The 21,346-nt window shown below is 60.8% G+C and carries 17 protein-coding genes; 11 read left to right on the top strand and 6 right to left on the bottom strand.

The genetic code is table 11. The features are described 5' to 3' along the window. The first annotated feature begins 6 nt into the window (after window positions 1-6). Window positions 7-1,419, top strand: a complete 1,413-nt coding sequence (locus CFter6_RS09775) for a PepSY-associated TM helix domain-containing protein (protein ID WP_061539768.1) — start codon at window positions 7-9, stop codon at window positions 1,417-1,419. Here CFter6_RS09775 and selD read toward each other — a convergent pair whose 3' ends face one another. From selD to CFter6_RS09760, 3 genes are all read right to left on the bottom strand, one after another. After that, window positions 1,420-2,475: a selenide, water dikinase SelD gene (gene selD / locus CFter6_RS09770; RefSeq protein ID WP_061539767.1), complete on the bottom strand. Its 1,056-nt coding sequence runs from the start codon at window positions 2,473-2,475 to the stop codon at window positions 1,420-1,422. It lies immediately after the preceding gene. Between the two features lie 58 nt (window positions 2,476-2,533). Then, the gene (gene mnmH, locus CFter6_RS09765; RefSeq protein WP_061539766.1) at window positions 2,534-3,595 is read right to left on the bottom strand and encodes a tRNA 2-selenouridine(34) synthase MnmH; all 1,062 of its coding nucleotides are present in this window, start codon (window positions 3,593-3,595) and stop codon (window positions 2,534-2,536) included. A gap of 94 nt (window positions 3,596-3,689) precedes the next feature. Continuing rightward, window positions 3,690-4,343 (bottom strand): TetR/AcrR family transcriptional regulator, encoded by a 654-nt coding sequence (locus tag CFter6_RS09760; protein WP_082814683.1) that lies wholly within the window; start codon window positions 4,341-4,343, stop codon window positions 3,690-3,692. Window positions 4,344-4,431: 88 nt separating this feature from the next. Between CFter6_RS09760 and CFter6_RS09755 the strand changes: the two genes are divergently transcribed. Beyond that, window positions 4,432-5,289: a metal-dependent hydrolase gene (locus CFter6_RS09755; RefSeq protein WP_061539765.1), complete on the top strand. Its 858-nt coding sequence runs from the start codon at window positions 4,432-4,434 to the stop codon at window positions 5,287-5,289. 124 nt (window positions 5,290-5,413) lie between these two features. After that, window positions 5,414-6,019: a DUF2242 domain-containing protein gene (locus CFter6_RS09750; RefSeq protein ID WP_061539764.1), complete on the top strand. Its 606-nt coding sequence runs from the start codon at window positions 5,414-5,416 to the stop codon at window positions 6,017-6,019. A gap of 123 nt (window positions 6,020-6,142) precedes the next feature. Here CFter6_RS09750 and CFter6_RS09745 read toward each other — a convergent pair whose 3' ends face one another. Further along, window positions 6,143-8,035, bottom strand: a complete 1,893-nt coding sequence (locus CFter6_RS09745; protein WP_061539763.1) for an autotransporter outer membrane beta-barrel domain-containing protein — start codon at window positions 8,033-8,035, stop codon at window positions 6,143-6,145. A 199-nt stretch (window positions 8,036-8,234) separates the two neighbouring features. On the opposite strand from CFter6_RS09745, the gene CFter6_RS09740 reads away from it, so the two are divergent. Beyond that, window positions 8,235-8,702 carry an Lrp/AsnC family transcriptional regulator gene (locus CFter6_RS09740; RefSeq protein ID WP_061539762.1) on the top strand — a complete coding sequence of 156 codons (468 nt, stop codon included), beginning with the start codon at window positions 8,235-8,237 and terminating at the stop codon, window positions 8,700-8,702. 5 nt (window positions 8,703-8,707) lie between these two features. Here the strand turns inward: CFter6_RS09740 and metC are convergent, their stop codons facing one another. Beyond that, the gene (metC, locus tag CFter6_RS09735) at window positions 8,708-9,919 is read right to left on the bottom strand and encodes a cystathionine beta-lyase (protein WP_150118691.1); all 1,212 of its coding nucleotides are present in this window, start codon (window positions 9,917-9,919) and stop codon (window positions 8,708-8,710) included. Window positions 9,920-10,241: 322 nt separating this feature from the next. On the opposite strand from metC, the gene ilvD reads away from it, so the two are divergent. The 5 genes from ilvD (at window position 10,242) to CFter6_RS09710 (ending at window position 18,501) form a co-directional block, all read left to right on the top strand. Beyond that, window positions 10,242-12,128, top strand: coding sequence for a dihydroxy-acid dehydratase (gene ilvD / locus CFter6_RS09730; protein WP_061539761.1), 1,887 nt, complete (start codon window positions 10,242-10,244; stop codon window positions 12,126-12,128). Between the two features lie 272 nt (window positions 12,129-12,400). Further along, complete coding sequence (locus CFter6_RS09725; protein WP_061539760.1) at window positions 12,401-13,705, top strand: TIGR03862 family flavoprotein; 1,305 nt, start codon at window positions 12,401-12,403, stop codon at window positions 13,703-13,705. Window positions 13,706-13,815: 110 nt separating this feature from the next. Further along, window positions 13,816-14,709, top strand: coding sequence for a hypothetical protein (locus CFter6_RS09720; protein WP_061539759.1), 894 nt, complete (start codon window positions 13,816-13,818; stop codon window positions 14,707-14,709). Between the two features lie 173 nt (window positions 14,710-14,882). Continuing rightward, window positions 14,883-17,471, top strand: coding sequence for a DNA mismatch repair protein MutS (mutS, locus tag CFter6_RS09715; protein ID WP_417924795.1), 2,589 nt, complete (start codon window positions 14,883-14,885; stop codon window positions 17,469-17,471). A 64-nt stretch (window positions 17,472-17,535) separates the two neighbouring features. Further along, on the top strand, window positions 17,536-18,501 hold the full coding sequence (locus tag CFter6_RS09710; protein ID WP_082814681.1) for a hypothetical protein: 966 nt from the start codon (window positions 17,536-17,538) through the stop codon (window positions 18,499-18,501). A gap of 101 nt (window positions 18,502-18,602) precedes the next feature. Here the strand turns inward: CFter6_RS09710 and CFter6_RS09705 are convergent, their stop codons facing one another. Further along, a complete protein-coding gene (locus CFter6_RS09705; protein ID WP_061542287.1) occupies window positions 18,603-19,145 on the bottom strand; it encodes an FKBP-type peptidyl-prolyl cis-trans isomerase in 543 nt (180 codons plus the stop codon). 178 nt (window positions 19,146-19,323) lie between these two features. Here CFter6_RS09705 and CFter6_RS09700 point away from each other — a divergent pair, with 178 nt between their 5' ends. Beyond that, window positions 19,324-20,445, top strand: a complete 1,122-nt coding sequence (locus CFter6_RS09700; protein ID WP_061539758.1) for a cupin domain-containing protein — start codon at window positions 19,324-19,326, stop codon at window positions 20,443-20,445. A 517-nt stretch (window positions 20,446-20,962) separates the two neighbouring features. Then, complete coding sequence (locus tag CFter6_RS25970; protein ID WP_041741578.1) at window positions 20,963-21,277, top strand: hypothetical protein; 315 nt, start codon at window positions 20,963-20,965, stop codon at window positions 21,275-21,277. Window positions 21,278-21,346: the final 69 nt, after the last annotated feature.

The following is a 21,346-nucleotide window of genomic DNA, read 5'->3' as shown; positions in this document are numbered from 1 at the left end:
ACAGTCATGCAGACAATTCAGCAAAACGCGCCTGATGAAACGAGCTCAGTTTCGTCGCGCAATTACCGCATCCTGTGGCGCTGGCATTTTTATGCCGGCCTGTTCGTGATGCCTTTCCTGATCGTACTGGCGATCACCGGCACCATCTATGTCTTCAAGCCGCAGATAGAAAGCGCTCTCTACGGCGACAAGCTGTTCGTGCCCGCCAGCACCCAGGCCCGGCTGGGTTACGACAAGCTGCTCGGCATCGCCGCCGGCGCGCTGCCACCGGATGCCAAGCCAAGCTCGATCACTGTCAGCCAGGACCCGAGGCGCAGCACCGAAGCAGTATTCCGCCTGGCTTCCGGCGACAGCAGCAGCGTCTATGTCAATCCCTACACAGGCCAGGTGCTGGGCACGCTCAGCGTTGAGCACCGTCTGATGAAACAAGTGCGGCAAATCCACCGCGACCTGCTGCTGGGCAAATGGGGCGGCTGGCTGATGGAACTGGCGGCCTGCTGGACCCTGGTCATGGTCGGCACCGGCATTGCGCTCTGGTGGCCGCGCAAGCAGTTTTCAGTGTGGGGCACGCTGCTGCCGCGACTCAGCCTGCGCGGCCGGGCAGTCTGGCGCGAGTTGCACCTGGTGGTCGGCATCTGGGTCTCGATAGGCGCGGTGTTCTTCATCATGAGCGGCTTGCCGTGGTCCAGTTTCTGGGGCAAGAACTTCCAGGCAGTGGTTACCTGGGCGGCGGCGCCAAAGGCAGCAGCGAAGGAAACCCATGTCCATGATGCAGACGCGCACGCCTCGATGGCAGACATGCCCGGCATGAAAATGCAGGACCTGCCGCTAGCCAACGTCCCGTGGGCAGTCGGCGCCACCATGGTGCCCATGTCACACGACATGCCGCAACGGCGCCTGGCCATCGACCAGGTGGTAGCGATCGCCGCACACAACGGCATGCAGACCTACCAGCTGGTCCTGCCCGGCAAGAGTTCCGATGTGTTCACCGCCTCGTATGCGCCCGGCGCAGGGGAATTCGTCCGTTCCGACCTGGACCAGCAGCGCACGCTGCACATCGACCAGTACAGCGGCAAGATCATGAAGGACATGCGTTTTTCCGAGTACAACCCGGTCTCCAAGCTGGTTTCGCTCGGCGTTGCCTTGCATATGGGAGAGTATTTCGGCCTCGCCAACCAGCTGATCTGCGCCGCCATTTCATTGACGCTGCTGGGCATGGCCGCGACCGGATTCATCATGTGGTGGAAGCGCCGTCCACAAAATTCGATCGGCGCGCCAAAGCGCGTGATGCAGCCGCCGCCGTCGATCACACGCTGGAAAGGCTACATGGCGCTGCTCGGCATCATCTTCCCGTTGATGGGAGTCACGATGATTGCGGTCTGGCTTGGCGATACGTTGTTTTTCAGGAACCGCGCTTAGTCAGGATACGACTTGCACACCGCTGCCTGCTGTCATTTCACCGATGACGGCAGCGTCGGCAAACCCTTCGCGCCGGAACAGTTCCAGCACCTGTCCGGCTGCGGCGGGATCACAGGAAACCAGCAAGCCGCCCGAAGTTTGCGGATCGGTCAGCAAGCTGCGCTGCACCGGCGTGATGCTGTCGGCCAAGGTCACATCCTTGGCGTAGCCGTTCCAGTTGCGGCCCGAAGCGCCGGTGACATATCCCTGCTCGGCCAGCTGCTGCACTTGCGGCAGCAAGGGGATGGCTCCCATCTCGAGCCGGGCTGACAGCTTGGCGCCGCGCGCCAGTTCCAGCATATGCCCCAGAAGGCCGAAGCCGGTGACGTCGGTCAAGGCATTAACCCCAGCCAGTTCCGACAGCAGGCGGCCCGGCTTGTTCAGCTTGGTCGTGTTGCTGATCAGCGCGGCATAACCGGCGGCGTCCAGCGCACCCTTTTTCAAGGCCGCGGACAAGATGCCGACACCAACCGGCTTGCCGAGGATAAGCTTGTCGCCGGCCTTGGCGCCGGCGTTGCGCTTGACCTTGGACGGATGGACCAGGCCCAGCACCACCAGGCCATAGATCGGCTCGACCGAATCGATGGTATGGCCGCCGGCGATCGGGATGCCGGCTTCGGCACAGATCGACTCGCCGCCTTTCAGGATGCTGGCGATGACTTCCAGCGGCAGCTTGTCGATAGGCATGCCGACCAGGGCCAGCGCCATGATCGGCGTGCCGCCCATGGCGTACACGTCCGAGATTGCGTTGGTGGCGGCGATGCGGCCGAAGTCGTAAGGGTCATCGACGATGGGCATGAAAAAATCGGTGGTCGCGATCAGCGCCTGTTCGTCGTTGAGCTTATAGACGGCAGCGTCGTCGGCGGTTTCAATCCCCACCATCAATTCTTTCGGCACCGGGAATCCGTTCGAGCCCTTGAGGATTTCCGCCAGCACGCCCGGCGCGATCTTGCAGCCGCAACCGCCGCCGTGCGAAAAGGAAGTCAGTCGGATACTGGGTTCAGCGAGATCGGGCATACGCGTCCTGAGGTAAAGTCGGTCAAAGATAAGAATGAAGTATACGCGCCATCGGCGCTTATTTCTCTTGATGCAGCTGTTTCGCCGCGCGGGCAAAAGCGGCGCTCGAAATATCCGGGAGATCGATTACCTGCGCCTCGGAAAACTGGTCGAAATTCCTCCTGATCGACTGCGCATAAGCCGGGTCATAGTGCTTCAGCAACAGCTCATCGACCAGTTCCTCGATCCGTCCCGACAAACTCAGCTGCTGCCAGTATGCGACCTTGTCACGGCCATGGACGTAAGCCAGGCAAATCAGCTGGGTATTCAGCAAGGCGGGGTCGGCGATGAAATGCACATAGTCTTCCAGCAGCAGCCGCACCCGGTCCGGACGCGACAGCGCCACCGCATAACAGGGCGAATTGCGCATGGATGCCATCAGCACTTCCGGCACTCGCAGGTTGCCGACTTTCTTGCTCTCGGATTCGACGAACACCGGATGCTGCGGATCGAAACCCTGCAGCATGTCCCACAGCCGGCTCTCGAAAGCTTTTTGCGAAGGCTGCAGTTCGCTCGGCAAGTTGCCCAGCACCGAACCGCGATGCGCCGCCAGCTGTTCCAGGTCCAGCACTTGCGCGCCCTGCTGCGCCAGCACTTGCAGCAGGCGGCTCTTGCCGCTGCCGGTGGGGCCGCAAATCACCTTGAAGCCGAAGCGCAGCGGCAGCTCGGCCAGGCTGGCGTTGACATGCCTGCGATACGACTGGTAGCCGCCGTCCAGCTGCGCCACCGGCCAGCCGATTTTCGCCATGATGTGCGCCATGGCGCCGCTGCGGTTGCCGCCGCGCCAGCAGTAAACCAGGGGCGTCCATTCACGCGGCTTGTCCAGGAACAGGGTCTCGATATGGAAGGCGATATTGCGGGCGATCAGCGCCGCTCCCAACTTTTTCGCCTCGAATGTGTTGACCTGCTTGTACATGGTGCCGACCTGCGCTCTTTGCGCATCGTCCAGCACCGGGCAGTTGATGGCGCCGGGAATATGGTCCTCGGAAAATTCCGAAGGGCTGCGGGCATCGATGACGGCGTCGAACTGCCTGAGCTGAGGAAGCACTTCTTGAAAGGAAAGCAATGCGGGGTATTTCATTCGCGTTTTTCTGGATCGGTTTTTGGCTGGCGGAGCGGCAGTTGCCATGCATTATAAGCATTTGCCCCGCCCTCTCTTGAATCGGACACTTTCATCAGGAATCGTCCTGTTCCGACAACATGCCCCAGGCCAGCCGCACCAGCTCGTCTTCAAATTCGATGCTGCCGAGCAGCGGCGACCTTTCCAGTGAAGCGCTGCGGATGGCGCCTATCACGGCGCGGGTGACCACGAACATCATGGCCGGCGTCGGCGATCGCAGCTTGGGGTGGTGGATCCTTTGCATGCTGATGGCGATCCGTTCCGCCGTCTCGCGCAAGGCCTGGGTAATGTCTTCGTGATGATCGTGCTGCCAGGCGAAGCGGACCATTGCCCGCTTGGCGCTGCGGCCGCTGCCCAGGCCTTCGATATTGATGCGGATGAACTGGCGCAGGAAACTCTTCGGCTCGAGCTGGCCGACCTGGCTTTCGGCGCTTTCCATCAATGCATCCAGCTCATCCATCACGCGCCGCCGCTCGCGCGCGATCAAGGCGGTCAGTATCGCTTCCTTGCTGGGGAAGTACTGGTACAGGGTGCCGATCGAGAAACCGGCCTTTTCCGCCACCTTATTGGTGGTCAGCCCGGCTGGACCTTCGCTTTCCAGAATCTGAGCAGTGGTTTCAAAAATGGTCTCTATGGTGCGCTGCGCACGCTCCTGGGTCGGCAATTTCCGCATGATTTCAGAGGAAGAAGCTTGATTGCGCTTGGCCATGGTCGTGCCTGTCGAAAACTGAGCAAGTTGCGAGTTTAAAAACTGAATAAAGCTCAGTATAGTGGTTATATCGCAAATCCACAAAGGCATGTCCGTGAATACCTCCACTCCATTGATGGTAAGAAGACTGCTGGTCGACCTGTCGCAAGGCTTCCCGCGTCACTGGCTGGCAGGAAAACCGTTCCGCACCCAATACTTCAACGCCTTGTCGATGAGTTTTCCAGTCGGCGAGCAGGAATTCATCGACTCCGTGCGTGAGGCCGCGCAAGCGCTGCCGGACTCGCCAGAGAACAGCGTGTTGCGCGCCATGATCCAGGACTTTGTCGGGCAGGAAGCCGCTCACCGCCGCGTGCACGATTTGTACAACGCCGAGCTGGAAAAACAAGGATTGCACAACCATTGGCAGCATTGGTCCGGCAACCTGATCGCACTGGGACACCAGCATAAGGTTCCTGCAATGCGCAGGCTGGCGGTTACCGTAGCCCTGGAGCACTACACTGCGGCGATGGCCGACCTGACGCTACGCCACCCGCCGCTGCTGGACGGCGCGGAACCTTCATTGCAAACCCTGTGGCGCTGGCATGCGGTGGAAGAAACCGAACACAAGGCGGTGGCTTTCGACCTGTTCCACACGCTGGGTGGCGACTATCGGGCGCGGATGCGCGGTTACGCTTTTGCCATGCTGCATTTAACCTTGATGGCGACCGGGCAAACGATCAACAACCTCTGGCACGACCGAGTGCTGTTCAAGCCTGGCACATGGCTGGACGCCGCCCGTTTCTTCTTTGGCCGCTACGGCCTGGTCTGGCTCAGCACAGGCCCGCTGCTGGCCTACCTGCGCCGCGATTTCCATCCATGGCAGCATGACAACCGCGAGCTGGCGGAACAATGGCTTTCCGGCAATTCCGAACAATACACCGTGGTCCGCGGGCCAAGGACAGCTTGAACAGGCCCTAGAATTGCAACGAAACGCCCGGACTTCTGTCGAATCGGCTGAATATTGAGCGCGATGGTCTAAAATGCCATCGCCGCTATTACTTAGCCTCAGCCGATTCAAGGAGTTTTCGTTCATGTCCAGGATGTACAGTTTTTCGCGCGTTTCGCTGCTGGTCTTGCTGGGCAGCGCCCTCGCCGCCTGCTCGAGCACCAAACCCAAGGTCTACCAGGGTGAGGAGTTCAGCGAAACCAGCACTTTTTCCCACGACTTCGCCAAGTCCAGCGCCGACACCTGCGAAGCCGCGCGCCGCACCTTGCTGAGCCAGGGTTACATCATCAAGCAAGCCAAGGATGACCTGGTCGACGGCCACAAGCACTTCCAGCCGGAAAGCGACGTCCACGTCGAGATCGAATTCCACGTGGTATGCGCCGCCAACGACAAGCAAGGCAAAAGCAGCACGCTGTTTGTCAGCGCCACCCAGGACCGTTACGCACTGAAGAAAACCAACAACTCGGCCAGCGTCGGCCTGAGCGTACTGGGCTCGGTGTCGATGCCGATCGGCAGCACTTCCGATTCGCTGGTCAAGGTCGCCAGCGAGACGATCCCCGCCGGCCAGTTCTACGATCGTTTCTTCGGCCTGATCGAACACTACCTGGGCCTCGATACCGGCTTGCCCGCAGTGGATTTCGACGACAAGCCTGCGCTGCCGGTCAAGCCGGCGGCCAAAGCCCCTGAATAAATGCTGCGCATAAAAAACCGTAGGGTGGGCACGCTTTTGTGCCCACGCGTTATGTGTAAACGCAGCAGAGAGATTTGAGATCGCACGTGGGCGTGGGCACAAAAGCGTGCCCACCCTACGTGCTTAAAACGCTTTTTTCAAACCGACCTGGAAAGAGTTGGTCTTGTTGCCGCCGGCGAACTGGCCGCTGTAGCTGGCGTAAGCGCTGAAATCCGTCGCCAGCGCAATGCTGGCGCCGAGATCCAGCCGGGCGCTGTTGGAAGGCCCCTGGTACGCCGGCAAACCGAAACTGCCGGCCATGCCGACCACATTGGCGCGCACGTCGCGCTCGCTGTCTTCAAACTCTTTTTCCCACGCCAGCTTGGCGAACGGCTGCACCGCATACTGACCCAGCGTCAGCTTGCTGCTGACCTGCGCGCCCAGGCTCGACACCAGCGAATTGCGCCGCTGCGACTGGAAGTTCATGGCCGTGCTGTCGTTGCCGTTTTCCGTATAGCCGCCGACATTGACCTGTTGCCAGGTCAAGTTGCCGACCGGGCTCAGGACCAGCGCGCCAAGGTCAAAGTCGTACTGGCCGCCGATGCGCAGCAGGAACTGGTGGCCGTTGCTGCTGCCGCTCTCGCTGCGGGTAGTGGCGCCCAAGACGATGTTGCGGGTCACGTCCTTGTACTGCAGCGAACCGACCATGCCCAGCGCGTTGAGCGCCCAGGCGCCGTCGCGGTACTGGGTATAGGCCGACAACATAGCCTGGTCCAGCTTGAAGCCGCCGGTGTCGTTGCCGAAATTCGCCTTGTTATGGGCGAAACCGAAAGCGCCGCCGACCGTAACGTTCTGGTTAAGCGCATAGTCGACGCCGACCGACAAACTGTTGGACGAACCGTCCAGGCCAGGATTGTTGCCGTTGTGGTCCAGGCTCTGGTGGGTGTTGTCATAGGCGGCATAGGCTTCTACCTGTCCTGCGCGCGGCGTCAGGCGCAGGCGGTCGTCGATCACCCGGGTGAAAGCCTGGGCGCCGGCCAGCGGCGCTTCCGCCAGCATGCCGATCTGGCCCGGAGCCTGCAATACCGATTCGACATACTGCGCCAGGATGGCATGGCCGGCGCCGGTAGGATGGACGCCGTCGGCGAACAGATAAGTCTGGTCGGCGTTCGGCGCCACCAGAGTCGAGGTGGTGCAAGTCGACGAAGAGCTGGTGGTGCAAGCCTGTGTGGTGACGTTGGTGAAGCCGTACAAGCCAGGATTGGCGATCGCTTCACGCAGCAAGCCGAAGGCGTTGAGCGCGACGATATTGCCGCCCAGGCCGCTCAGGCCGCTGTTCAGGCTGTCGTTGAAGCTGGTCGAAGCCGCTGTCCACAAGGTGGCCAGCGCAGGGATCGACGATCCTTGTGGAGTGCGGCCGACGTCCGGCAGATTGATGACAATCACGGTGCCGGCGCCGGCCTGCTGCAATTGCCTGACCAGGCTGACCACATTGCCGGCTTCTCCGGCGACTTGCTGGATCGTCTGCACCGCGGTGGCGGTCTGCGTCGCCGGATTGAGCAGGCCTGCGATATTGGTCTGGGTATAGCCGAATATGTCGTTGGCGCCTGCCCAGACCGCGTACAAGCCTTTGCTGTCGAGGCGCGGATTGGCGGCCAGGTAAGCCTGGACCTGGCTGGTGACGGTCGGCACCAGAGGCGCCGTGGCGGCGTCGGGCCAGCCGTTCTGGCTGGTCACGCGGGCGCCGCCGACTGCATAGTCGGTGCCGCCGGCCGCTTGCACCCCGCTCGGCGTCAGCACGGCCGCCGGATTGGCGGTGGTGCCGTATTTATGCGCCAGGATCTGCGCCCAGACCGGATCGGGATTGGTGGTAAACGACGGCTGCTTGCCGACGCCGGTGAAATATCCGGTGTCGGTCAGCGAGTCGCCGAAAAACACCATCTGCGAAAAATTCGCTGCGCCGGCCGGCGCGCAGATGACGAATCCCGCGCCCAGTACGGCAGCAGTACGGGTTGCCAATGTCAGTGCACGGGCCATGGGGCGCAGGCGGAATGGTTTTGGTAAAGAAATGCGCAATTGTGTCTCCCTCTTGTATTTATAGATGTTGCGCCGTTAATATCTGCCTCCCGGGCGGCAAAGTCAATCGAGGACATAGGCAAAACACTCGAAATCCGCTGCGTTGGCGCAAGTGGCGCTAAACTGCCTCTGCCGACACTCATCTCGAATCAAGCCGACCATGGATAAAATAGATAAACAGATTCTGGCCATCCTGCAGGAAGACGCCAGCACGCCGGTGGCGGAGATCGCCGAGAAGGTGAACCTGTCCTCGACGCCATGCTGGCGCCGCATACAGAAACTGGAAGAGGATGGCGTGGTGCTGCGCCGGGTGGCGCTGCTGGACGCCAATAAGCTCAACGTCGGCGTCACGGTATTCGTTTCGGTCAAGACCAACCAGCACAACGCCAACTGGTATGCGCAGTTCAGCAATACCGTCAAGCTGATTCCGGAAGTGGTCGAGTTTTACCGCATGAGCGGCAACATCGATTACCTGCTGCGGGTGGTGGTGCCGAATATCGCCGCCTACGACGCGGTATACCAGAAGCTGACGCAGTCGAACGCCTTGTTCGACGTCAACGCCAGCTTCGCCATGGAACAGATCAAGCACACGACGGCGCTGCCGCTCGACTACATGGGATTAGATTAACCAGATTAAAGCGCCTGCTCCATGCGCTTGAACGCCTGGCCCATGTCGGCGACCAGGTCGTCGATGTTTTCCAGGCCGACATGGATCCGCACCAGCGGGTTCGGGTAGGTTGTACCCGAAGCCACCCGGGTCGGCGGCTTGTCCAGCGGTAGAGCCAGGCTCTCAAAACCACCCCACGACAGGCCGATCCCGAACAATTGCAGGCCGTCGAAAAATTTCGACAGCGCCGGACGGCCGACTTCTTTCAGGGCAATCGTAAACAGCCCGCTGGCGCCGAGGAAATCGCGCTGCCACAGCTTGTGGCCGGGATCGGACGGCAAGGCCGGATGCAGCACCCGCTCCACCAGCGGCTGGGTCTGCAGGTACTCGGCCAGCTGGATGCCGCTCTCCGAGTGCTGGCGCAGGCGCACTCCCATGCTGCGCATGCCGCGCAACGCCAGATAAATATCGTCCGGACCGGCGGTCTGGCCGAAATCATGGGCGCCGTGCTTGAGGATACACCAGGCCCGTTCGTTGGCGCTGGCGACGCCGAGCAAGGCGTCGGAGTGGCCGACGATGTACTTGGTGGCGGCATGGATCGAGACATCGACGCCATGTTCGAAGGGCTTGAAAAACAGCGGCGTGGCCCAGGTATTGTCGAGCAATACGTAAGCGCCGACCTTGTGCGCCTCTTCGGCGATGGCCGGGATGTCCTGCACTTCAAAAGTCCACGATCCGGGCGACTCGACAAACACCACGCTGGTGTTCGGCCGCAGCAACGTACGGATTTCGCCGCCGATCAGCGGATCGAAATACTCCACCTCCACGCCCATGCGGCGCAAGACGCGGTCGGCGAAGGTGCGGGTCGGGCCATACACGCTGTCGGTAATCAGGACGTGGTCGCCGCTTTTGACGAACGCCATGATGCTGTGGGTGCAGGCCGACAGGCCGGACGGGAACACCAGGCAGTTATGGCCACCTTCCAGTGTCACGATCGCCTGCTCGAAGGAACGGGTAGTCGGCGTGCCGAAGCGGCCGTAGTTGGACATCGGATTGTCGATCTGGCGCGCGGCTTCCCAGTCTTCCAGGTTGTTGGCGATGATGGTCGAACCGCGGAACACCGGCGTATTCACCATGCCGGCAAAACGCGCCGGTTCGCGGCCGCAATGCACCAGCTGGGTGTCGACATGTGTTTCGGCATGCATTGCCGGCGAACCTGAGGAATGATCGGAAGTCATAAGAAGCGCTCCATGCTGGACTGTACGGCGAGATTACCTGCAGTCATTGTAGGATTATCCGCATGGAAAATTATTGCAACAAAGATCCCTAAATCACAAACTATTAGAATATTTTTCTAATAATTTAATATTATTGAGTAATTAAATACAAATCAGCAAGAAATCCTGCAGTCCAGCATCGGCAAACACGCAAAATCCAATATATATGCAATAGATATTAATAGCCCATAAATCATATATTTGACATGGCCTTATGGGCAAGGCAATCTAGCGTCAGCCTTAAGCCACTAATCGAAGTAGATCATGTCTGGAGAAGTAGACCATGCCGCAATACCGTTCCCGCACCACCACCCACGGCCGCAACATGGCCGGCGCCCGCGCCCTGTGGCGCGCCACAGGCATGAAAGACGGCGATTTCGACAAGCCGATCATTGCGGTAGTCAACTCGTTTACCCAGTTCGTGCCGGGCCACGTCCACCTCAAGGACCTGGGCCAGATGGTGGCGCGCGAAATCGAAGCAGCCGGCGGCGTCGCCAAGGAATTCAACACCATCGCGGTGGACGACGGCATCGCCATGGGCCATGGCGGCATGCTGTACTCGCTGCCGTCGCGCGAACTGATCGCCGATTCGGTCGAATACATGGTCAACGCCCATTGCGCCGATGCCATGGTGTGCATCTCCAACTGCGACAAGATCACGCCCGGCATGCTGATGGCAGCCATGCGCCTGAATATCCCGGTGGTGTTTGTTTCCGGCGGCCCGATGGAAGCCGGCAAGGTGGTTGAAAAGCTGCCGGGCGTGGCCGTCATCGACCAGAAGATTTTCAAGATCGACCTGGTGGACGCTATGATCAAGGCGGGCGACGCCAGCGTCAGCGATGCCGACATCGCTGAAATCGAACGCTCGGCCTGCCCTACCTGCGGCTCCTGTTCCGGCATGTTCACCGCCAACTCGATGAATTGCCTGACCGAAGCGCTGGGCCTGGCGCTGCCCGGCAACGGCACCATCCTCGCCACCCACGCCGACCGCAAGGAACTGTTCCTGCGCGCCGGCCGCCTGATCGTCGAGCTGGCCAAACGCCATTACGAACAAGACGACTACTCGGTCCTGCCGCGCAACATCGCCACCAAGGCTTCGTTTGAAAACGCCATGACGCTGGACGTCGCCATGGGCGGCTCGACCAACACCGTGCTGCATCTGCTGGCGGCGGCGCAGGAAGCCGAAGTCGATTTCAAGATGGCTGACATCGACCGCATCTCGCGCCACGTGCCTTGCCTGTGCAAGGTGGCGCCAATGACCGACAAATACCATATCGAAGACGTGCACCGCGCCGGCGGCATCGTCAGCATCCTCGGCGAACTGGCGCGCGCCGGCCTGCTCGACACCAGCCGGCCGACGATTCACGCCAAGACCCTGGCGGATTCCATCGCCAATAACGACATCACGCAAACCCAGGATCCGGCGGTACATAAGATGTTCAGCGCAGCTCCCGGCGGTGTGCCGACCCAGGTCGCGTTCTCCCAGGAAAAGCGCTTCGCCAGCCTCGACACCGACCGCGACAACGGCTGCATCCGCAACAAGGCGCACGCTTATTCGCAAGACGGCGGCCTGGCGGTCCTGTACGGCAACCTGGCGGAAAACGGCTGCATCGTCAAAACCGCCGGCGTCGATGAAAGCATCCTCAAGTTCAGCGGCCGCGCCCGTGTCTTCGAGAGCCAGGACGACGCCGTGGAAGCGATCCTGGGCGACACCGTGCATGCCGGCGACGTCGTCATCATCCGCTACGAAGGACCGAAAGGCGGCCCGGGGATGCAGGAAATGCTGTACCCGACTTCGTACATCAAATCCAAGGGCCTGGGCAAATCCTGCGCGCTGTTCACCGACGGCCGCTTCTCCGGCGGTTCGTCCGGCCTGGTGATCGGCCATGCCTCGCCGGAAGCGGCCGAAGGCGGCGCCATCGGCCTGGTGGAGGAAGGCGACATCATCGAAATCGATATCCCTGAACGCCGCATGCACCTGAAGATCAGCGACAGCGACCTGGCGCAACGCCGTGCCGCGATGGAAGCAAAGGGCAAGGACGCCTGGAAACCGGTCAATCGCCAGCGTTATGTATCGCAGGCATTGCAAGCCTATGCCGCCATGGCGACTTCGGCCGACCGCGGCGCGGTGCGCGATATCAGCCAACTGAGCAGCCAGCTGAAACGCTAGTATTGGCTATTGTGTCCTAGCGTTTATCTGGCAGGAAAAATGTAACTCTCTGTAAAAGAGGCTGGTGCAAACCAGCCTCTTTTGTTTCCATGTCACTAGATGCTTTTAGCGGCTGCTTGCCGGCCGTGTTGATTGCTGCAATATGGTAAAGTTGCAGACCGCTTCCTCTGGCAGATTTTTATGGCAGTTCCTGCAACTCTTCCTGCGATTTTTCCTGTTGAACCTCCCTTGAACCACACTACAGGATTGGCTTTATTGGCTTGCCCCGACTGATGACTTCGCTGAACAATTCCGGATTGCAAAAAACAGTCGCCGTCATCGGCGGCGGCCCGGCCGGCCTGATGGCGGCCGAAGTGCTGGCGGCCGGCGGGATGCAAGTCCATGTGTATGACGCCATGCCCTCGGTAGGCCGCAAGTTCCTGCTGGCCGGCAAAGGCGGCATGAACCTGACCCACTCCGAGGCCTACGACGATTTCCTGTCGCGCTACGGCGCGCGCCGTCCGCAAATCGGACCGCTGCTGGACCAGTTCAGCCCGGATGCCCTGCGCGCATGGGTGCACGCGCTTGGCATAGAAACTTTCATCGGCTCCTCCGGCCGCGTGTTCCCTACCGACATGAAAGCCGCGCCGCTGCTGCGCGCCTGGCTGCATCGCTTGCGCCAGGCCGGCGTCGGCTTCCACATGCGCCATCGCTGGCTAGGCTGGAACGAAGCCGGCGCGCTGTCTTTCGAAACACCGCAAGGACCGCTCGCAGTGAATGCCGATTCCGTCGTGCTAGCCTTGGGCGGCGGCAGCTGGGCACGCCTGGGCTCCGATGCAAAATGGGTGCCGCTGCTGGCGCAGCGCGAGGTGGCCTTGGCACCGCTGCTGCCCGCGAATTGCGGTTTCGAGGCAGGCTGGAGCGAATATTTCCGCGAGCACTTCGCCGGCCATCATCTGAAATCGGTAGCTATCACTGTGGCCGGCAATCCGGTGGCCGGCACTCCGGTGGCCGGCACTCCGGTGGCCGGCACCCCGGTCAGCGATGGCGACCGGCCGGAACTGCGCAAGCAGGGCGAATTCGTGATTACCGCCGACGGCATCGAAGGCAGCCTGGTCTATGCGCTGTCGGCGGGCCTGCGCGACCGCATCGCCGCCAGCGGCAGCGCCCAGATATATCTCGACCTGTTGCCGGACTGGTCCCTGCAACGCGTCACGGACGAAGTGGCGCGGCCGCGCGGCGCGCGCTCCTGGTCCAGCCACCTGCAAAGCCGCCTCGGCCTGAAAGGGGTCAAGACCAGCCTGCTGCGGGAACTGGTGCCGGCCGCCGATTTTGGCCAGCCCTTGCTGCTGGCGCAAGCCATCAAGGCGCTGCCGCTGACCCTGCTGGCTGCCCGCCCTATCGACGAAGCCATCAGCAGCGCTGGCGGCGTAAGGTTTGAAGGCATGGACCAGGGGCTCATGCTGAAGGCCTTGCCGGGCGTATTCTGTGCCGGCGAAATGCTGGACTGGGAAGCGCCCACCGGCGGCTACCTGCTCAGCGCCTGCCTGGCCTCCGGGCGGGCCGCCGGCAATGGCGTTTTAAGCTGGTTACGGTAACATGACGACCTTTGGCGCCAGAACCTTGACAGCGGACGGCACGGTTTCCTGCGGAGCCGCCGCCGACGCTATCAAACTTGCAATCACGTTGACGATACAAGGCTGAATCGATGAAGGAAGGGAGTGTTAATCCAGGCGAAACTCCGGGCGAAACGTCGCAGACAGACCAGCAGCAGGCCGGTCAATGGCGCATTTCCAAGATCATCGGCGTGCTGGTTTCCGTCCTGGTCCACATTATCGGCATCTGGTTCTTGCTGACCAAGCTGGCGGTCGAGCTGCCGTTGGCCTCGCCCTCGCCTGGCAACATGGGATTGCTGCTCATCAGCGCCGCGACTGCGCCCAGCAGCGTGCCGCCGCCGAAACTGCAGACGCCTCCCGCCAAGCCGAAATCCGCGCCCAAACCACGCAAGTCCGCATCGAAACAGGATCAGGTCCGCAAACCGATAGTCGTCGCAGCCGCGCCGGAACCGAGCATACCGCCGCCGCCCGACGCCCCCAAGTACCAGCAATCGGTAGAAGAGGATTTTTCTTCACACATCCAGGCCGCGCGCCAGCGGCGTGAAGCGGCCCAGGCCCAGGAACGCGCCGAAGCCGGCGAGACCGCGGAAGAAGCGCCGCAATCGCCGAACGACATCGCGCGCGCCAATATCCAGGCGCAGCGCGGCTGGATGGGCATGGACAAGGACAAGTCCGGCGGCATCTTCGAAGTGCGCGATAAAACCCCGTTCCGCGCCAGCCTGATTTTCCGCGGCTGGAACGCCAACGCCAGCCGCAGCGCGCAGCAGAACATCCCGGTCGAGCGCGGCAGCGACGAAAGCATCGAGATGGCGATCGTCAACAAGATGATAGAGATGATTCGCAAGAAGACCAGCACCGACATTCCGTGGCGCTCGCAACGGCTGGGCCGCGTCATCACGCTCAGCGCCAGGCTGAAGGATACGGCAGAACTGCAGCAGTTCCTGATGCGCGAAATGTTTTTCCAGGACAGCGCGCCGCCGCGATAAAAGCAAGCGCGCCAATGCTTGTGCAACAGGCATCCCGAACCGCAAACAAATGGCGGCTGAGCCTTGTTCGGCTTACAATATCGCCTATTCTCGAATATTAGCGATCAGGTGCCATCCGGCACCTGAGAAAGAACCCATTTAATGCAATCAAATTTCCAGCAACGGGCCGCCCGATGACGGCAGCGGCACAAAAAGTTTCACCCGGCATGCAGCAGTACCTCGGCATCAAGGCCGACTATCCGGACACGCTCGTGTTTTACCGGATGGGGGATTTTTACGAACTGTTTTTCAACGATGCGGAAAAAGCGGCGCGCCTGCTCGGCATCACGCTGACCGCGCGCGGCACCTACAACAACGCACCGATCAAGATGTGCGGCGTACCCTTCCACTCCGCCGACCAGTACCTGGCCAAGCTGATCAAGCTGGGCGAATCGGTGGCGCTGTGCGAACAGATCGGCGATCCGGCCACCAGCAAAGGGCCGGTCGATCGCAAAGTGCTGCGCGTGATCACGCCCGGCACCCTGACCGACTCCAACCTGCTGCCGGAAAAATCGGACCAGCCCTTGCTGGCGCTGTACGTTACCCAGCAGCGCAAGGCGCTCAAGGTCGGCCTGGCCTGGCTGTCGATGGCCAGCGGCGCCTTGAAGATGATGGAATTCGCCTGCGAAGCGGCGACGCTGGATACCCTGCTAAAGCAGGAACTGGAACGCATCGCGCCGGCCGAGATACTGGCCGCCGACATGGTGGAAACGATGTGGGGCAGCGCCGTGGTCGATAAGGCCACCACCGTGCCAGAATGGCATTTCGATATCGCCAACGGCCAGAAAGCGCTGCTCGACCAGCTCGCCGTCAGCAGCCTGGGCGGCTTCGGCGCCGAGGGCTTGAGCGCTGCCATCGGCGCCGCAGGCGCCCTGCTGCGTTATGCGCAGTCGACCCAGGGCAAGGGTTTGCAGCATGTGCGCACGCTCACGGTTGAAACCGAAAACGAATTCATCGGCCTCGACGCCGCCACCCGGCGCAACCTGGAACTGACCGAAACCATACGCGGCCAGGATGCCTCGTCCGGCGCGCCCACCCTGTTTTCGCTGCTGGACCACTGCCGCACCGCAATGGGCTCGCGCCTGCTGCGCCATTGGCTGCACCACGCCAAGCGCGACCAGGCAGTGGCCCGCGGCCGCCATGCGGCGATCGGCGCCTTGATTGCCGCCGATACCGGCAGCGCCATTTCCAGTACGCTGAGCGCGGTGCCGGACATCGAACGGATCACCGCCCGCATCGCCCTGCTGTCGGCGCGGCCGCGCGACCTGGCCGGCTTGCGCGACGGCCTGCTGCAGCTGGACTCCCTGCGCGCCGACATCGCCATGTGCGGCAGCGAAAATCAAGCTGAAAACCAAGTGCCGCTGCTGCAGGAGCTGCAAAGCGCGCTGGAAACCCCGGTCGACTGCCTGCAGCTGCTGCAGACCGCGATCGCGGCCGAGCCGTCGACCATGGTGCGCGACGGCGGCGTCATCGCCACCGGCTTCGACGCCGAACTGGATGAACTGCGCGGACTGTCGGAAAACGCCGGCCAGTTCCTGGTCGACCTGGAAACGCGTGAACGGGCACGCACCGGCATCGCCAACCTGCGCGTCGAATACAACAAGGTGCACGGCTTCTACATCGAAGTCACGCACGGCCAGACCACCAAGGTGCCTGACGATTACCGCCGGCGCCAGACCCTGAAGAATGCCGAGCGCTACATCACGCCGGAACTGAAAGCGTTTGAAGACAAGGCCCTGTCGGCGCAGGAACGCGCGCTGATCCGCGAGAAAGCGCTGTACGACCAGATCTTGCAAGACCTGGCGCCGCATATCGGCACCTTGCAAAACATCGCCCACGCGCTGGCCCAGCTCGACACCTTGGTGGCGCTGGCCGACCATGCCGCGCGCCATGACTGGTGCGTACCGCGGCTGGTGAACGAACCGGCGATCCAGATCGTGCAGGGACGCCATCCGGTGGTGGAAAAGCAGATTGAACGCTTCATCGCCAACGACTGCCAGCTGTCAACCGAACGCAAGCTGCTGCTGATCACCGGCCCCAACATGGGCGGTAAATCGACTTTCATGCGCCAGGTGGCGCTGATCACCCTGCTGGCCTACGTCGGCAGCTACGTGCCGGCCGACAGCGCCGTGCTGGGCCCGATCGACCGCATCTTCACCCGCATCGGCGCCGCCGACGACCTGGCCGGCGGCCGTTCCACCTTCATGGTCGAAATGACCGAATCCGCAGCGATCCTCAACGGCGCCAGCGAAAACTCGCTGGTGCTGATGGATGAAGTAGGCCGCGGCACCTCGACCTTCGACGGCCTGGCGCTGGCGTGGGCGATCGCGCGCCACCTGATCGACGCCACCCGCAGCTTCACCTTGTTCGCCACCCATTATTTCGAACTGACCCAGCTGCCGGACCTGCATCCGTCTGCGGCCAACGTCCATTTGTCGGCGGTCGAGCACAAGGACAGCATCGTCTTCCTGCATGCAGTGCAGGCAGGGCCCGCATCGCAGAGCTACGGCTTGCAGGTGGCGCAGCTGGCCGGCGTACCGGCGCCGGTGATCCGCGCCGCCCGCAAGCACCTGGCTTTGCTGGAATCGCAATCGATGCAGCCGACGCCGCAATTCGACCTGTTTGCGCAAGCCGCCAGTCTGGACATCGATGAAACCGCCGGCAGCGAGGTCCTGGACAGCGAATTGCTGATCGCCCTGGACAGCATCGACCCGATGCCCTGACTCCGCGCGAAGCCCTGGAGCAGCTGTATCGGCTTAAACATCTCAGCAACGGGCAGAAAAGCTGATGAGCATGTTCGTCCGCCCGCGCCGCGCACTGCCGCTTCAGCTAGTGCTGCTGCTGGCGCTGGCGGCAAATTGCGGATCGGTGCTGGCGCAAACCAACGGCTTCAGTTTCGGCGTGATTGCACATGTGTTTCGCAGCAATGCCGATGAAACAGCACTGCGCAGCGCCATCAGCGAAACCGACGCCGACAACCTGGCGTTTGTGGTGGCGAACGGCATCAAGGCCAGCAGCGAGCCGTGCACCGACAAGTTGTACGGCCAGCGCAAGGCTTTGCTGAGCAGCGCAAAAAACGGCTTGATCGTTTCTCTGTCGGCCAGCGACTGGGTGACGTGCAGAACCACGGCCGACCGCTCCGCCGCAATAGAACGCCTGGGCCGGATCCGCGACCTGTTCTTTTCCGACGAATTTTCTTTTGGCGACAGCAAGATCCCGCTGATCCGGCAATCGACCTCGCCGAAATTCCGCAGCTACGTGGAGAATGCGCGCTGGGAAATCGGCAACGTGGTGTTCGCCACCATCAACCTGCCCGCCGCCAATAACCATTACCTGGCGGAAGGCGGCCGCAACAGCGAATTCGAAGACCGGCAGATCGCCAACCGGGAATGGCTGCAGCGCGTTTTCCTGAATGCGTCGCAGAAGAAATCGGATGCGGTGGTCCTGTTTTGCGACGGCGATCCGCTGGCCACCCAGCGCCATCGTGTGTTCGACTTCAACGTCAAGCGTGACGGCTTTACCGAAATCCGCCAGCGCATCAATTCACACGCCGCGCATTTCGAGGGCAAGGTGCTCGTAATCCACGGACCGCACGGGACCGCTTCGCCCAATCCCGCGAATATCGTCTGGCAGCGCAACCTGGGCGACCTGGAAGTCCCCGCCGGCTGGCTGAAAGTCACGGTGGACCCGGCCAGCCCGAAACTGTTCGAACTCGGAAAACCTGCCGACCAGCCTACGCTGTCGCGCCGCTAGCCGCGCCTCAGCCGGTTGTTTGAAAACAAAAAAGCCGCAGAACAGGTCTGCGGCTTTTTTTCAGGCGCCGTCACAGTTGCACGGCGCAAGACACTGACAGCTTAGTGGATAGGATGGCTGCGAAAATGATCGTCAGCGCCATCGTCGTCATGATCGTCATGGTCGTGGCCATGGGCGCCATGCACATGCTGATGGGCGATTTCTTCTTCCGAGGCAGCGCGCACTTCCGTCACGCTCAGGTCGAAACGCAGGGCAATCCCGGCCAGCGGATGATTACCGTCCAGCACAACCTTGTCATCGGCGATATCGGTCACCGTGAAAATCAATGCCTGTTCTTCTTCATCCTCGTTGTCCGGCGTGCCCTCGAACTGCATGCCGACTTCCAGCGGCGTCGGCAGGCGGTTGCGCGGCTCTATCTTGACCAGGTTCGAATCGTATTCGCCGAACGCGTCGTCCGGCTCAACCTGCAGCTCGGTCTGATAGCCGACTTCCTTGCCATCCAGTGCTTCTTCGATTTTCGGCAGCGTGTTTTCGTAACCGCCGTGCAAATACACCATCGGTTCGCTGCTTTCTTCGATCAGATTGCCTTGGGCATCTGACAATTTGTAGCGTACAGTCACTACCGTATTTTTGGCAATCTTCATGATCATTCCTTTCATTTAACATGCGTTCGGATTATACCCGCCGGAACGGTCCCGTCTTGCCGAGATAGCAAAAAATTACGTACTAAGCCCATCCAAACGGCCTGCACCGCCTTGATTGCGCGTCGAATCCAGATTCCCTGCCCTCATTTTAAGGCATGCAACCCGATATAATGGCGGCATGAAAAATTCAACACTCCTGGGCGGCCTGTCGCCCGCGCGATTCTTACGCGATTACTGGCACAAAAAACCCCTGCTGATCCGCCAGGCTTTGCCTGGCTTCATTCCCCTGCTGTCGCCCGACGCCCTGTTTGAACTGGCCCGGCGCGACGACGTCGAATCGCGCCTGGTGACCCATTTCAAGCAGCAATGGCAAGTCAGCAACGGCCCGGCCCCGGAACTGCCGAGCACGGCGCAGAAAGACTGGACCCTGCTGGTGCAAGGCGTCAACCTGCACGACGACGGCGCCGACGCCCTGCTGCGCCAGTTCCGCTTCATCCCCGATGCACGGCTGGATGACCTGATGATCAGCTATGCCACCGATAACGGCGGCGTCGGTCCGCACTTTGACTCCTACGATGTGTTTTTGTTGCAGGCCCACGGCCAGCGGCGCTGGAAAATCGGCGCTACCCAGGACCTGACCCTGGTCGAAGGCAGCGCGCTGAAGATACTCAAGAACTTCGAACCGGAGCAGGAATTTGTCCTGGAACCGGGCGACATGCTCTACCTGCCGCCACAATACGCCCACGACGGCACCGCAATCGGCGAATGCATGACGTATTCGATCGGCTTCCGCGCGCCGCCGTTCCAGGAGCTGGGCGAAGCTTTCCTGCAGTTCATGGCCGATTCGATCGACCTGCCGGGGCGCTATGCCGACCCGGACCTGCAAGCCAGCAAGCATCCGGCTGAAATCGGCACCGGCATGCTGGCGCAAATCTCGGACGAGCTCAACAAGGTACGCTTCACAGAAGACGATATCGCCATTTTCGTCGGCGAGTATTTGTCCGAACCCAAGGCCAGCGTGTTTTTCGAATCGCCGCCACGGCCCCTGACCCTGGCGCGCTTTACCGTGTCACTACACAAGCGTGGCGTGGCGCTGTCGCGCAAGACCCAGATGCTGTATCGCGGCAAGCATGTATTCATCAATGGCGAATCGTTTGCTGCCGGCCGCGCCGACAAAGCTTCGTTGACATTGCTGGCTGACCAGCGCCGGCTCGATAGCGAAGACGCCGCCAAGGTTTCCACCGATGTGCTGGAGGCGCTCCATACCTGGTACGAAGACGGCTGGATTACGCTCGGCTGAGCAGCTGAATGCGCGTAGGGGGGCAGCCATGCCCACCCTGTAGAGTTAAAACCCCGATATAGAATAAATATAACTTTGTTTTAATGCCATTAATAATAAAACATATAGCGAAGTTAATATTTAATCCGATTTGTATAAACATTATCTGTAATTCACATTATTTAACAAATAAATCACCGAAAGCGGATATTCATACGCATTTACTGCGATTAGTCATGCAACGACGGCAAATGCGCGCTCAACGACAAACCGAGCATGTATGGCTACCGCCTGTCACCAACAAAACAGCGGCGTTTACCCGGACATGTGAAGGTGCTGTTGCATTGATACAAATTCTTACCAAATAGCAAACCGTTAATGTCATATTTAACAAATTCCAGCTATAATTCTGAGCTGGAAAGTTTTTGTTGCATCGCGATGCGCAGTCCCGGCAAAGCACTGCGAAAACATCCTGTAGAGCGATAATTACCGGTAATTATTCATCGCAAAATTTTTGATTACTACTGAAGGAACATTCATGAAAAAAACACTGTTGATCGCATCCCTGTTGGCTCTGACTCTGGCTGCTTGCGGCAAAAAAGACGAAGCTCCTGCTGCTGACGCTGCTCCTGCTGCATCCGTCGCTGCTCCTGCTGCTGACGCTGCTGCATCCGCTGCATCCGACGCTGCTGCTGCTGCAACTGCCGCTGGTTCGGCTGCTGCTGACGCTGCAACTGCTGCTGGTTCCGCTGCTGCTGCTGCTGGTTCCGCTGCTGCTGATGCTGCTCACACAGCTGTTGACGCTGCTGCTGACGCTGCTAAAGCTGCTGCCGCACCTGCTGCTTCCAAGTAATCATTGGTTGCTTAAAAAAAGCCGACCCCTGGGTCGGCTTTTTTCTTGCCCGGAACATCGGGTAAATAT

Origin of the sequence: Collimonas fungivorans (assembly GCF_001584145.1) — a bacterium.
GTDB classification, from domain to species: domain Bacteria; phylum Pseudomonadota; class Gammaproteobacteria; order Burkholderiales; family Burkholderiaceae_D; genus Collimonas; species Collimonas fungivorans.
Note: the sequence above shows the minus strand (reverse complement) of the source record. Positions and strands in the feature narration are given on the sequence as shown.

Coding starts and splice junctions, on each gene's coding strand:
- CFter6_RS09755 (WP_061539765.1), top strand. CDS start 4,432: ATGTCCGTGAATACCTCCACTCCATTGATGGTAAGAAGACTGCTGGTC.
- mutS (WP_417924795.1), top strand. CDS start 14,883: ATGACGGCAGCGGCACAAAAAGTTTCACCCGGCATGCAGCAGTACCTC.
- CFter6_RS09760 (WP_082814683.1), bottom strand. CDS start 4,343: ATGGCCAAGCGCAATCAAGCTTCTTCCTCTGAAATCATGCGGAAATTG.
- selD (WP_061539767.1), bottom strand. CDS start 2,475: ATGCCCGATCTCGCTGAACCCAGTATCCGACTGACTTCCTTTTCGCAC.
- CFter6_RS09725 (WP_061539760.1), top strand. CDS start 12,401: ATGACTTCGCTGAACAATTCCGGATTGCAAAAAACAGTCGCCGTCATC.
- CFter6_RS25970 (WP_041741578.1), top strand. CDS start 20,963: ATGAAAAAAACACTGTTGATCGCATCCCTGTTGGCTCTGACTCTGGCT.
- CFter6_RS09710 (WP_082814681.1), top strand. CDS start 17,536: ATGAGCATGTTCGTCCGCCCGCGCCGCGCACTGCCGCTTCAGCTAGTG.
- CFter6_RS09745 (WP_061539763.1), bottom strand. CDS start 8,035: ATGGCCCGTGCACTGACATTGGCAACCCGTACTGCTGCCGTACTGGGC.
- CFter6_RS09775 (WP_061539768.1), top strand. CDS start 7: ATGCAGACAATTCAGCAAAACGCGCCTGATGAAACGAGCTCAGTTTCG.
- CFter6_RS09720 (WP_061539759.1), top strand. CDS start 13,816: ATGAAGGAAGGGAGTGTTAATCCAGGCGAAACTCCGGGCGAAACGTCG.
- mnmH (WP_061539766.1), bottom strand. CDS start 3,595: ATGAAATACCCCGCATTGCTTTCCTTTCAAGAAGTGCTTCCTCAGCTC.
- CFter6_RS09740 (WP_061539762.1), top strand. CDS start 8,235: ATGGATAAAATAGATAAACAGATTCTGGCCATCCTGCAGGAAGACGCC.
- metC (WP_150118691.1), bottom strand. CDS start 9,919: ATGACTTCCGATCATTCCTCAGGTTCGCCGGCAATGCATGCCGAAACA.
- CFter6_RS09705 (WP_061542287.1), bottom strand. CDS start 19,145: ATGAAGATTGCCAAAAATACGGTAGTGACTGTACGCTACAAATTGTCA.
- ilvD (WP_061539761.1), top strand. CDS start 10,242: ATGCCGCAATACCGTTCCCGCACCACCACCCACGGCCGCAACATGGCC.
- CFter6_RS09750 (WP_061539764.1), top strand. CDS start 5,414: ATGTCCAGGATGTACAGTTTTTCGCGCGTTTCGCTGCTGGTCTTGCTG.
- CFter6_RS09700 (WP_061539758.1), top strand. CDS start 19,324: ATGAAAAATTCAACACTCCTGGGCGGCCTGTCGCCCGCGCGATTCTTA.